This window comes from Flavobacterium sp. MEB061, assembly GCF_000834715.1.
In the GTDB taxonomy this organism is placed as follows: domain Bacteria; phylum Bacteroidota; class Bacteroidia; order Flavobacteriales; family Flavobacteriaceae; genus Flavobacterium; species Flavobacterium pectinovorum.
Map to the genome: position 1 here is coordinate 26,094 of NZ_JXQR01000045.1, position 13,442 is coordinate 39,535.

Here is a 13,442-nt window from a genome sequence, read left to right on the forward strand (position 1 = left end):
TTTGCGTTAAAAAAGGTTTCAAGTTTCAAGTTTCAGGTTACTCATAGCAACCTGAAGCTTGAAACCTGAAACAAAATATTATTTATCCTAAATATGTTTTTAAGATTTTACTTCTAGAAGTATGTTTTAATCTGCGGATTGCTTTTTCTTTAATCTGACGAACACGCTCACGAGTTAGGTCGAAAGTTTCTCCAATTTCTTCTAAAGTCATTGGGTGCTGGTCTCCAAGACCAAAATATAAACGAACAACATCTGCCTCTCTAGGAGTTAATGTTTCTAATGAACGTTCAATTTCAGTACGTAATGATTCGTGAATTAATTCTCTGTCCGGGTTTGGAGATTCTCCAGAACGTAAAACGTCGTAAAGGTTAGAATCTTCTCCTTCAACAAGAGGTGCATCCATCGATAAGTGACGACCAGAGTTTTTCATAGACTCTTTTACGTCGTTTACAGTCATGTCAAGTTCTTTTGCAATTTCTTCAGCAGAAGGCGGACGCTCGTTAGATTGCTCTAATAACGCATACATTTTGTTGATTTTATTGATAGAACCAATTTTGTTTAATGGTAAACGAACAATACGAGATTGTTCTGCCAAAGCCTGAAGGATCGATTGACGAATCCACCAAACTGCATAAGAGATAAATTTGAAACCACGAGTTTCATCAAAACGTTGAGCCGCTTTAATCAAACCTAAGTTTCCTTCGTTAATTAAATCAGGAAGTGTTAATCCTTGATTTTGATATTGTTTAGCTACCGATACTACGAAACGTAGGTTGGCTTTTGTAAGTTTTTCTAAAGCTCTTTGATCACCAGCCTTTATTCTTTGTGCTAATTCTACCTCTTCATCAGCGGTAATTAGGTCAACTTTTCCGATTTCTTGTAGATATTTATCTAACGATGCAGTTTCACGATTGGTTACCTGCTTGGTGATTTTAAGTTGTCTCATTGTATTGTCTCCTTATTTTTAAAGTGTACAATTAGTTATACGTAATAAGTTATGAAAAAGTTACAAATATTTTTAAAAAAAATAAAAATTCCCGTTTCTAAATTTTAGAAACGGGAATTTTTATTTAATAATTTAGTCTTTTAGTTTGATGTTGAGTCTTTTATCTCGATAATTTCTTTTAAAGAAACTGGTGATCCATTTTTTGCAAAACCTTCAAGTCTTACTTCAAAAGTTCCCGAAAGATCTGATGTGTAAAAAGAATTATTATTCTTGCTGTTTAAAGCCACTTCAGGATTCCAGAACAATTGATTTCTGAAATCTGGAATTCTTGCGTTATCACTAGAATTGGTATACTCTATTTTGTTGTATAATTTCTTCGGTTGTGGTCTTAGTACAGTAGGTTTTGCAATAAAGTTTCCTTTTTGTGTGCTTTTAAAATCTTTATCAAAAGTGGTGAAACTAACCAAACCGTTAAAAGATTTTGAACCTACATAATATCTTCCAATAATTACATCGATTTTATAAACGTTTTTCATGTTGTAAATCATCAAATCATTTTGATTTTCTAAATATAATCCATCAACCAAAACTAATGCAGCATCAGGTAATTGAGGAAAAACACTCGGATCATTTACGTGTAAATAAGTTTTATCGCCAACTTGTTTGTGGTAAACTTCTGTAGCGACCTCGGTCATCGTTTCTTTTAATGTTTTAAATCGGGTAAAATCATCCAAAACATATTCTTTTCCAAGAGGATAATAAAACGTTTCCAAAGTTGGTGTTTTTTCAATGTTATCTACTTTTTTATGATAATAAGCATTTTCAACCTGACTTGAAACAGATCTGTCTAAAAGGCTTTCTTTGATCACATAAGATAAATTAGCATTTTGCTCATAAGATAATTTCGAGTAATCTATTTCCGGAGCGTTATTTATAGTCAGATTATAATTAATTGCTTTTTCATCAATTATCTGAACAATAATATCCGGAGTGTAATACGTTTTATTTATGTTGAAAATAAAATTTCCTTCAGCATCTGTTTTTACTACTTTAAATGCAAAAGATTTCCCCGGAAGTGATAAACCAACGCTTATGTCTGCGATTTTATCGCTGCCATTTTGTGCTGTGATTTTTCCGGAAATCGTTTCTCCTCTTAATTCAGGCAGAATTATTTTCTGATCTTTATTTTGTAAATCAAGCAATGCCGGATATGATGATTTTTTTACAAAATCTGTAGCAGAGATTTGACTTTTGGTTGGTATGTTATCTAGCTTTCTAACAGATAAAGAATAATTTCCATCTGCAAAAACTGCATTTGAAGATTCAATTTTCAGATCAACTAATTCACGATTTGAAAATGTTTTTTTATTCAAATTAAGTTTGACATTTTCGTTTGTGATACTGCTTTGATTTGATGCTGTTTCTGAACTATTGGAAGAACTAACGGCACTTGAAGTTAAAGTATTCTCAGAAGTGCCTTTTTCAGTTATTTTATACGGATTAACGATATTGATGTCTAATTGAAATAACTCAGAAACAGGTTTGTTTAACATCCAGTTTGTATAACCAATCAGTTTGTAATTTCCGGTTTTTAAGGTTGTAGCAATAAAATAATCTCCCTGTCCAACTGAGTTTTCCAGCGAAACTTTGGTTTTAAATACCGATTTTTTATTATTGTCTACAAGTTCAACATAGGCTACTTTGCTAATATTGCTGGGTGTTTTATCTGTAGATTTTAAACAATAAATTTTATACAATAAGGTTTCACCCGAAACAAATGTGGTGGCATTTGAATGAATGAAAACAGTCTCATCTAAAGAGATGGTTTGCTGTGCGCCGACGAATTGTGTACTCACGAGTACAAACAATGCAATAAGGTGTTTTATTCTGTCCAAAATGAAGGTATTATGTTAGATGAAAATGATGTGCAATCTCCGCATTCTGCGTCTACTAGTCTGTAATTTAGTGCGCTGTTACCAATATACGTCATGAGGTTTCTATTGATGTTGTAAATCATAGTTTCTCCCTCGCAGCCTTCTCCTGCAAAGCAAAACAGAAAAGGAATATCTTCACATGTATTGAAATAAGGTGCCGGTTTAGCAGGAAAAAAATCATTGTAATTAAAAAATATCCTAGTTTCAGAGTAAGAAGCGACATCAAAAAAGCCAATGACTTTTGTGTTAGAATCACTAATGCATTTTATGTTTCCGGATAGCAAACCAGGCTGTTTGGGAGATAAAATACTTGATGATCCTGCTATATCTTTTAATATTCTATGGAAAGTATAAGCTTCTAAGTTTTCTATATATTGTTTAACCAGTATGCTGTATCGGTGACCAATGATATAATTGTCTTCTTGTATAAAACGAATTGGTAAGTTTACCCTGTCTTCTGTCTGAGTGTTAGTATTCACTAAAATAATATCGCTCGATTTTTGAGTCGAATAACAAATTCTCGTACTTGGATCATTGTTAATCAACGCAACTGTTTGTGGTCCAGTTGCTATAATTTTTAAAGAGTTCCATCTTGGTGCAACAATTTTATAGGTTTCTTCATACTCATAACGATAGTATTTTGAACTCTTGTTTTCATCATAACTATTTACATTAATCTGAATTCCGGTTTCATTATTCTTATTTGTTGCAAGCGATGGCACAACGCTTTCAATTGGATTTACAGCTGTCAAGGTTTGTGGTGTTGATTGGTAAATCTTCCTATCCTTTGTAGCAATTTCCAATGTGTATTGTCTATCCGGAGCTGCGGCAAAAACAGTTTGAGATTTGTAAGTTCCTGCGCTCTCTTCAAACAAATATTCATTGTTCTGATCATCTTTAACGACAACTTTTGCACCAGTTTCGGGTTCAATACCATCATCTTCAAATCTTGAAGTTTTGGTAATTTTTATTTCCTGGTTTTTAAGTTCGTTAGTTAAAGTGGCTTCAACAACAATTATTTCTTCATAGGTGTTAGTCAAAAGCGGATACGTTTCTGTGCATCCCGTAATCAGGATGGCAAGAAAACTAAAGAGGATTATGTTTTTTATTTTATGAATTTTCATTACTTAAATTTTGCACTTTTTGATTTAGAAACTTTTCATTTTTTATTAGAATTGAAAATGTTAATCTGTCCAGAAAGTTGGTTTTATATTCGATGCAAAAGTGGTACAATCTCCACAAGGAGCATTAACCCAATAACTAAATGAACCTGCACCATCAATTCCTGTGAAATAAGTTACTTTGCCTAATACCAAATCATCTACAGGCGATTTTACATGTGTGCATGGCTCAGGAACTTGTCCTGCTTCAGGATCACCGTAACAATATTCTTGACAATCTGTAACATATGGCGGTGCGCCTTTGCCCGGAAATAAATCAGCATAATTAAAATAAATTCTCTCAGTTGATACAGAAGCAACATCAAAATACCCGACAATTTTATTGTCCAGATTATTGACAGATTGTATGTTTCCTAATAAAAGTCCCGGTTGAGTTGGAGATAAAATGCTTTCTGGTCCGGATAATTTTTTTAAGGTTGTATAGTAATTAAAGGCTCCTAAACTTTCTATATATTGTTTTACCAGAATACTATATCTGGTTGTCATTATATAATCCTGATTACTAATGAATCGTGCCAGAAAATCAACACGATCTTCACTCAAATTATTTGTATTAGCTAAAAGAATGTCTGTGCTTTTTTTACTTCCGTAACAAACTTTTGTATCTGGTGAATTTGTAAGGAAAATAAGTGAGCCGGTGGGACTTAGTTCTGCTTTTATTGGTCTCCATTTTGGAGTGACAATCTTATAGGTTTCCTCATATTCATATCGATAATAGGTTGACGCATGTGCAGCATCATAACTTTTTATTCTAATACTTACTCCATTCACATTATCTTTAGCTTCAACTGCAGCAGTTACTTCTTGCATCGGATTAATGGTAGTTAAAGTTTCAGGAGACGATTCAAACGATCTTCCATCTTTGGTATTAATATGTAATTGATATTTTCTTTCTGGTACAGCTTGAAATTCTACTGTAGAAATATATTTTTCAGCGTCTTCTTTAAAGTTATACTGATTACCCGAATCATCTGTTATAAAAACCTCTGCGCCACTTTCAGGAAGATAACTTTCATCCTCAAACTTGCCTGTTTTAGTGAGTTTTATTTCCTGTATTTTCAATTCATTAGTTATTGTAGCTTCAACTACTAATGCCTCTTCATAACTATTAGTTAGCAACGGATATGCTTCTGTACAGCCATTACAGAGAATAACTAATAGAATGAAAACCAGAATATTATTTAGGTTATAATTTTTCATTTAAATTAAAATTTAAAATTATAAGTAATACTTGGTACAGGTATTGAGAAAATTGATGTTTTATAGCCTTTTACTTTTCCACTTTGGTCAGTGACAAAATAAATTGAGTACGGATTATTTCTTCCTAAAACATTATAAACGGATATGTTCCAGAAGCTATGAGCCAGTTTTTTTATTTTATGGTTTCCTTCAATGTTAATTCCGATATCCAGACGAATATAGTCAGGAATTCTATAAGCATTTCTGTCGCTATACAAGGTATATTGGGCATTTCCATATTGATAAGTTCCAATAGGATAAGTAATAGGTCTTCCCGTTTGATATAAAAAGTTAGTTGACAAACTATAACGTCTTGTAAATTTATAATTTAAAATCGCACTTAAATCATGAGGCTTATCAAAATTTGCAGGGAAATAATTTCCGTTATTTACTTTTTCTGAACTAAACTGGCTGTCAAGTTTAATAAGTGTGCGTGAGTATGTATAGCCAATCCACCCGTTTAATCTTCCGGTTGTTTTCTTCAATAAAAGTTCAACTCCATAAGCTTTTCCTTCACCTTGTAATAATTCTGTTTCTACATTTTCATTTAAAACAAGTTGTGCTCCAACTTTGTAATCAAGAATGTTTTTAGATCTTTTGTAATATCCTTCAAGACTAATTTCATATTCTTCATCTTTTAGATTTTTAAACAAACCTAAAGAAACTTGTTGTGCGGTTTGTGGCGCAACATTCGAATCCGATAATTTCCAGGTATCTGTAGGTGATTGTGTTACATTGCTTGATAAAAGATGAATGTACTGTCTGGTCATGTCATAGCCGGCTTTTATCGAGAAATCTTCGGTAATAAAATAACGTGCCGCCAAACGAGGTTCTAAGCCGCCATATGTTTTTATAACTTCATTTTTTTTATAATGCGTAGTTCCTGTTACAGTTTCGTTGCTTAAAGGCAAACCTTCCTGATAAGAATTTATATTGGCTTCTCCCAGAGCTGCATAATAAGAATATCGCAAACCTAAATCAAGCAATAATTTATCGCTTAATTTGTAGCTGTCGGCTAAATAAATGGCAGATTCTAGTGCCCTTTCTTTTTCAATGTCGGTAGAAATTAAAAGAGATTCAGGATTTTTAGGATGTTGGTATCCTGGAGCAATATTGTATAATTTACTTGCAATACCGTATGATAAATTATGTTTTGGAGTTAATTGATAATTGAATTTTAACTGTACTTGCGACTCGTTTACTTTATATCCAAAATCAAATGAATCAACATTATCTGAATCATAATCAATATTGAACTTGTATTCACTGTTTGTAAAAATTAAAGCTGCTTTGCTTTTTTTGTTGAAAGTATGATCCCATTTTAATGAAGCAAGTCTGTTGCTGTATTTATAAATAGAATCTGTATCCAAACTAAAACGGTCATGGCTATAATAAGCCGTAGCTTCAAGATTGTTATTGCTATTAATTGCGTTATTGTATTTAAGGATTCCGTCATAAAAACCAGCCTGACTATTTTTAAGGTTTTCATCATCTAAAGATTTTAAAATCCAATCTGAATAGGTTGCACGACCTCCAAAAATAATACTTGATTTGTTTTTTTCTATTGGCAAACTAAGTGTAAGGTTTGATGTAATTGGTCCAATTGCTCCTTCACCTGAAAACTTTTCAGGATTTCCGTTTTTGGTTGTAATATCAAATACAGATGATAATCTTCCGCCAAAATCAGCAGGAATACTTCCTTTATAGATGTCGGCTTTTTTAGCAGTATAAGGGTTTATAGCAGAGAAAAAACCTAAAAAGTGTTGTGGATTATAAAGTACAGCATTGTCTAAAAGAATTAAGTTTTGATCGTCTTTTCCTCCCCTAACGTTGAATCCCGCCGATCCTTCTCCCGTTGTTTTAATACCAGGAAAAGTAGTTGCAACTTTTAAAATGTCTCTTTCGCCAAGAATTAAAGGAACATTTTTTATTCCTTCAATATCAATAGAAACCAAGCCCGAAACAGCGGTTTCAGTTTGTTTTCTTCCTTTTTTATTAATTACAACTTCGTCTAACTGATTTGATTTGTCGTTAACATTAATATCAAAAGTACCATCATCATAAACCATTAAAGTTTTGGATACATCCTTGTGGCTTAATGATTTTATTTCAATAACATTGATTCCTCTCGGAAGTTGCAAAGTATAATTTCCATCAGGATCACTAGAAGTACTGATGTTTTTATTTTTTACCTTAATATATATGTTGGCTTCGGGTTTACCGGTTTCGGCATTTTTTATAGAACCAGAAACAGTATAGTTTTTCTTGGTTACATCCTTATTTTCCTTTCCAATAAAAACAATAGATGCTTTTTTTGTAACGCTATAACTGTTTAATGAGTCATATTGTTGATAGAAAACAGGATTGTCACTATTATTATCGTTGCTCGGAGTTTCAATCGGAGCGTCAGAAAAATAATTAGCAGGCAAATCATCGTGAATTGTGCTATTTAGTGTTAGAATGATTTTGTTTTTTAGAATGATAAAATTTAAATCGGTTTTATTTAAAATTTTATCCAGTATCTCATCAATTTTAACGTCGGTGTAAGTTCCGTTTATCAACTCTTTATTAGCGCCAACCCATGTAGGATCAAAATAAATCTTGTAAGATGTTTTTGTTTCAATTGCTTTTAATGCACTTTCCAGAGTTTCATCTTTAAAAGTAATAGATATTTTCTCATTCGTATTTTGAGCAACAGATAATTGAAATGAGAATAAAATAATTAAGGCGAGTAGAAATTTTTTCATTTGTCTTATTTGGTTTGAATGGAAAGAGAATTACTAATATATTTCATCAAATTTCTCATAAATTGATTTTCGTCAGATTTTCTAAGTTCTCTATTCATTAAATAAAACCCATTGATTTGTTTTTTTTGATCTGGAAACAGTTTTATGATATCGTTTTTGCTTTTTATAGAATAAATTTTACCTTTTAAATCAAGAAAGTATGATGTGTTTTCTTTAAAAGTATAAAGTAAGACACCTTCATTTATCGATTTTATTTGGTTTTTATGATGCTTAATGTAAAATACAAAATCAGGCGAAATTTTATTCTCTTCATAGTAACCTGCTGTAAATTCAGGAACCGCCGGATCTTTTTTATCGATATTCACAAAGTTTTTATCTTTAATAGAAAAAGATCCAACTTTGGTAGTGATAACATTTATACCAACACTTTCTGATTCTCCAAAAGGATTTAAAACCAAAATATCTCTATAAATATCATATTTTAGTTTTACGTTGTAATATAATTGTCCTTCATAATTAAGGGTTCCTAATTCGTATTGGTCAATATAATACAAATGACTATCTCCGGTTGTTCTGTAAGGATTGGTGTGCGGGATGCCGTTAATGATGTCCAGATTCTCTTTCCCTATAGTTTTGTCAAACCAATTGTAAATAGCAACATCATTGCTGGTTTGGCTGTGAATAATGGAAATGTTTAAGAATAATCCAAATAAAATAAGGAATGCAGATTTTTTTTGATAATTTTTCAAAGGATTGTGTGGTTTTAATGTTTGGTTTTGGCGATTCCAAAAGTATCAAAAAAATGTTACAAATTTCACGGATAAGTGTTAAAATGTCATTTAATGTTTGTTTTTTTATAAGGAAAATCCCAATTCAAATAAATGAATTGGGATTTTATGTGAATAAATTACGTATTTAATATCTGCTTTTAAAATAATAGATCTACCTGCGAATTTATCTTCTCCAGATAATACTCTATCTTTCTAATGGCTCGATTAAAAAATAAATTTTGCTCTTTTATTCCAGATTGCCCTAAGGGTTTTGAATTTGTGATTTGTTGTTTGAAAAACTGATGTACATTTTTGCAGCCATCTTCATTATCAGTTATAAAATAACCGAGTAGCGTATAAGGTACAAACATCGTTAACTTTTGATCGGTTTCTATGAGCATGTTATTATTTAGTAAAATCAACTCATTATAATAAATTGCAAAATTGGTATTAGGTTCATTACATTTTTCCTTTATTAAATTAATGATTCTCTTTAAATCTTTACACAGGGCATTTGCGTTTTTTAGAGTAAGTAATCCTGCTTCATAAAAATACAGAATTTGTTGTAGACTGCTGTTGATGGTAGTATCATTCCATATTTCATTTACACGGACATTTTCGTATACAGTTTTTAGTTTTTGCATGTATTCTGTAAAGGATTCTTCAATGACAAAATTTTCAAAGGAAACTTTTTTTGGATTTGTATTTAAAAGATTAAGCCAGACAAAAGCTTTAAATTTTGATAATATGGTTCCGTCCATGAAATAAAATAGGGGAATGTCTTTTGCAGAATAAAATAATACGGTATTAGAATCTTTCGTTAATATTTCAATTTGCTCTGCCGATCTTTTGAAATACTGAAGCATATCTTTTAATGTTTCTATTTCAATTGTTTTCTCAACAATAATATTTTCCTTTTTCGCATATAAATTATCCAGTGAAATATTAAAATGATTGGCTAGTTTAATAGTTTCATCCAATGAAAATTTACTTTTTCCGGATATTCTTCGGTGCGATGCATCGTAACTGATTTCTAAAACGGTAGCAATCTCATCTATTAGAGAAGTAGATTTTGGAATTTTGTTTCGAATTGATTTTAAAAAGGATTCCTGATGTTTCATAATTTGCGATAATCACAAATATACAAATTGTTATTATTGTTTTGCACAAATCAAAATGCGATAATTGCAATAGGTTTGTTGGGAATTATTAAAATTATAGAAATGAAAAAAGTTCCTTTATTGCTTATTCTTATTAGATTATTGTTAGGTTTCATAATGATTCTAATTGCGAGCACTAATTTTGTGCATGTTAGAATGATTTTAGTGTCATTAATGATCTTCGGATTATTAACGGATGTTTTTGATGGTATTATTGCCAGAAGAGTAGGTGTGTCATCAGAAAAATTACGTCGAATGGATAGTCAGGTCGATTTAATTTTTTGGATTTGTGTAGGTTGGTGCACGTGGTTATTAAATCCAGAAATTATTATTGAACATAAATATGCGATTATTTCAATTTTTGTAATGGAAGGTCTGACATATGTTTTTAGTATTCTAAAATTTGGAAAAGAAACATGTACACATGCTCTTTTATCTAAATTATGGGGTATAACATTGTTGCTCGCATTTGTTTCTATGATTGGATTTGGTCATGCCGGAATTCCTTTTTTTCTTGCAGTATTTTTTGGAATAGTGGGGCATATTGATGTTTATCTGATAATTTATTTTTTACCTAAATGGACACATGATGTTCCAAGCTCTTATCATGCTTATTTAATTAGAGAAGGAAAATCAATAAAAAGACACAAATTGTTTAATGGATAGTTTTTGAAAAGTTGATTTGTTATGGATTGAAAAAAGATAAAAACGAAAAACCCCAAGTCAAATAAATGAATTGGGGTTTTCTATGAATAAACCTTTAGTAAACTAAGATCTGATTACTCTTTTTTCTCCTCACGTGGAGGTCTTTGTAAAAGTGCTTTTCTTGACACTTTTTCTTTTTTAGTTTTAGGATCAACACCTAAGTATTTCACTTCAAAAACATCTCCCATGTTTACAACATCAGTAACGTTTTCAGTGCGTTCCCAAGCTAATTCAGAAACGTGTAATAAAACTTCATTTCCTGGTGCAGAAGTATATTCTACTACAGCTCCAAAATCTAACATTTTAATTACTTTTACTTCGTAAGCTTCTCCCATTTGTGGTTTAAAAGTGATTGACTTAATTTTAGCCAATACTGCTTCGATTCCTGCAGGATCTGTACCCAAGATTTCAATAACACCTTGCTCATCAACTTCATTGATAACAATAGTTGTTCCTGTAGCTTTTTGTAATTCCTGAATTACTTTTCCACCAGGTCCAATCAATGCTCCAATAAAGTTTCCAGGAATAGTTCTGGTAATGATTTTTGGTGCGTGAGCTTTTACATCAGCTCTTGGTGCAGCAATAGTTTCAGTTAATTTACCTAAAATGTGTAAACGTCCTTCACGTGCTTGCCCTAAAGCCTGCTCCATAATATCATAACGTAATCCGTCAATTTTGATATCCATTTGACAAGCTGTAATACCGTCAGCAGTTCCGGTTACTTTAAAGTCCATATCTCCTAAGTGATCTTCATCACCTAAAATATCAGACAATACAGCAAATTTCTCACCATCAGTAATTAATCCCATAGCAATTCCAGAAACTGGTTTTACCATTTGAACTCCAGCATCCATTAATGCCATTGTACCAGCACAAACTGTTGCCATAGAAGAAGAACCGTTAGATTCTAAAACTTCAGAAACAATACGAATTGTGTAAGGACAATCAACAGGAATCATATTTTTTAAAGCTCTTTGAGCTAAGTTACCGTGACCAACTTCTCTTCTTGAAGTTCCTCTTAATGGTTTTGCTTCACCAGTTGAGAAAGGAGGGAAGTTATAGTGTAAGTAGAATTTTTCTTCTCCTTGTTCAGATGGAGAGTCAATTTGGTTAGCTTCTCTGGAAGTTCCTAAAGTTACAGTAGCCAAAGCCTGAGTTTCTCCACGTGTAAATAAAGAAGAACCGTGAACTCTTGGTAAATAATCAATTTCACACCAGATTGGTCTGATATCAGTAGTTTTTCTACCATCTAAACGAATACCTAATTCTAATACTACATTACGAACAGCTTCTTTGTTTGTTTTGTAGAAATATTTAGAAACTAAATCTCCATCAGCAGCTAATTCTTCTTCAGTAAATAAAGCTTTTACTTCTTCTTTTACTTCAGCAAATGCAGCGCTTCTTTCGTGTTTAGCCGATCCAACTTTTGCGATATTATAAATTTTATCGTATGCAGCAGCTTTTACTTTTTTGTAAATTTCTTCGTTTTCTTTCTCACCTTCGTAAGTACGAATTTCTTTTTTACCAAAAGCAGCCTGCAAACGCAATTGTGCCTGAATTTGAACTTTAATAGCTTCGTGAGCAAATTTAATTGCTTCAACCATTTCAGCTTCTGAAATTTCTTTCATCTCTCCTTCAACCATTGCTACAGAATCCAAAGAAGCTCCAATCATCATATCGATGTCTGATTTTTCTAATTCTGTTCTGCTTGGGTTGATTACAAATTTCCCGTCGATACGTGCAACACGAACTTCAGAAATTAAGTTGTAAAATGGAATATCTGAAACTGCTAATGCTGCAGATGCAGCTAAACCAGCTAAAGCGTCTGGCATAACTTCTTCGTCATGAGACATTAACTGAATCATAACTTGTGTTTCAGCATGGTAATCATCTGGGAAAAGCGGACGTAAAACACGGTCAACTAATCTCATTGTTAATACTTCGCTATCGCTAGGGCGAGCTTCTCTTTTAAAGAAACCTCCTGGAAAACGACCTGCTGCTGCAAATTTTTCGCGGTAATCTACCGTTAATGGTAAAAAATCAACCGCTGGGTTAGCGCTACGTGCAGATACTGCTGTTGCAAGTATCATCGTGTCGCCCATTCTTACTACTACCGAACCATCAGCTTGTTTTGCTAAACGCCCCGTCTCGATTGTGATGCTTCTGCCATCACCTAAATCGATCTTTTCTACAAATAATTGTGGAATCATAATTTTTCCTTATTGGTTATACAATGGGTTTTAGTTGTGTTGTAGTTGTTGTGTGTAGTTGTTGTTTCTAAAACCCAATGAAAAACCAAACTTTTTTTCTTATAAAATGCTTGTAATCTAAAAACAAAAAGAGGCACTTTCGCACCTCTTTTCTATATTGATTATTTTCTGATATTCAATACTTTGATAATCTCACGATATCTGTTGATCTCTTTCTTTTTCAAGTAATCCAACAAAGATCTTCTTTTACCTACTAATAGTACAAGAGAACGCTCTGTGTTGTAATCGTGACGATTTTTTTTCAAGTGCTCAGTTAAGTGTGAAATTCTGTAAGTGAACAATGCAATCTGACCTTCTGCGCTTCCAGTGTTTGTTGCACCACCGTGTTGTGCGAAAATCTCTTCTTTCTTTTCTTTAGTTAAATACATTCCAATATTATTTAATGATTTTTATGTATGTCATACATCTTTTGTAAGACGGGTGCAAAAATAAGGTAAAAAAACAAAAGAATCAAACAAAAATAAGAGAATCTTAAAATAGAATACCAAAT

The 13,442-nt window shown here is 32.2% G+C and carries 10 protein-coding genes; 1 reads left to right on the forward strand and 9 read right to left on the reverse strand.

Going from position 1 to position 13,442, the window contains the following annotated elements; all coding sequences use genetic code 11:
- Window positions 1-82 precede the first annotated feature (82 nt).
- The 7 genes from RT99_RS17785 to RT99_RS17820 all read right to left on the reverse strand — a co-directional run bounded on the left by RT99_RS17785 (window position 83) and on the right by RT99_RS17820 (window position 9,938).
- Window positions 83-946: an RNA polymerase sigma factor RpoD/SigA gene (locus RT99_RS17785; RefSeq protein ID WP_007804760.1), complete on the reverse strand. Its 864-nt coding sequence runs from the start codon at window positions 944-946 to the stop codon at window positions 83-85.
- Between the two features lie 140 nt (window positions 947-1,086).
- Window positions 1,087-2,841 carry a hypothetical protein gene (locus tag RT99_RS17790; RefSeq protein ID WP_042566091.1) on the reverse strand — a complete coding sequence of 585 codons (1,755 nt, stop codon included), beginning with the start codon at window positions 2,839-2,841 and terminating at the stop codon, window positions 1,087-1,089.
- Window positions 2,829-4,004, reverse strand: a complete 1,176-nt coding sequence (locus tag RT99_RS17795) for a DUF4249 domain-containing protein (RefSeq protein WP_042566092.1) — start codon at window positions 4,002-4,004, stop codon at window positions 2,829-2,831. The genes RT99_RS17790 and RT99_RS17795 overlap by 13 nt, the downstream gene beginning before the upstream one ends.
- Before the next feature lie 60 nt (window positions 4,005-4,064).
- On the reverse strand, window positions 4,065-5,261 hold the full coding sequence (locus RT99_RS17800) for a DUF4249 domain-containing protein (RefSeq protein ID WP_042566093.1): 1,197 nt from the start codon (window positions 5,259-5,261) through the stop codon (window positions 4,065-4,067).
- A 5-nt stretch (window positions 5,262-5,266) separates the two neighbouring features.
- Entirely contained in the window at window positions 5,267-8,047 is a 2,781-nt protein-coding gene (locus RT99_RS17805) for a TonB-dependent receptor domain-containing protein (protein WP_042566094.1), read from the reverse strand.
- A 5-nt stretch (window positions 8,048-8,052) separates the two neighbouring features.
- Entirely contained in the window at window positions 8,053-8,796 is a 744-nt protein-coding gene (locus tag RT99_RS17810; RefSeq protein WP_042566095.1) for a hypothetical protein, read from the reverse strand.
- 179 nt (window positions 8,797-8,975) lie between these two features.
- Window positions 8,976-9,938 (reverse strand): helix-turn-helix domain-containing protein, encoded by a 963-nt coding sequence (locus RT99_RS17820; RefSeq protein WP_042566097.1) that lies wholly within the window; start codon window positions 9,936-9,938, stop codon window positions 8,976-8,978.
- Window positions 9,939-10,040: 102 nt separating this feature from the next.
- Here RT99_RS17820 and RT99_RS17825 point away from each other — a divergent pair, with 102 nt between their 5' ends.
- On the forward strand, window positions 10,041-10,643 hold the full coding sequence (locus RT99_RS17825; protein WP_207384901.1) for a CDP-alcohol phosphatidyltransferase family protein: 603 nt from the start codon (window positions 10,041-10,043) through the stop codon (window positions 10,641-10,643).
- A gap of 113 nt (window positions 10,644-10,756) precedes the next feature.
- Here the strand turns inward: RT99_RS17825 and RT99_RS17830 are convergent, their stop codons facing one another.
- Window positions 10,757-12,892: a polyribonucleotide nucleotidyltransferase gene (locus RT99_RS17830; protein WP_042566098.1), complete on the reverse strand. Its 2,136-nt coding sequence runs from the start codon at window positions 12,890-12,892 to the stop codon at window positions 10,757-10,759.
- A 161-nt stretch (window positions 12,893-13,053) separates the two neighbouring features.
- A complete protein-coding gene (gene rpsO / locus RT99_RS17835; protein ID WP_042566099.1) occupies window positions 13,054-13,320 on the reverse strand; it encodes a 30S ribosomal protein S15 in 267 nt (88 codons plus the stop codon).
- Window positions 13,321-13,442 lie beyond the last annotated feature (122 nt).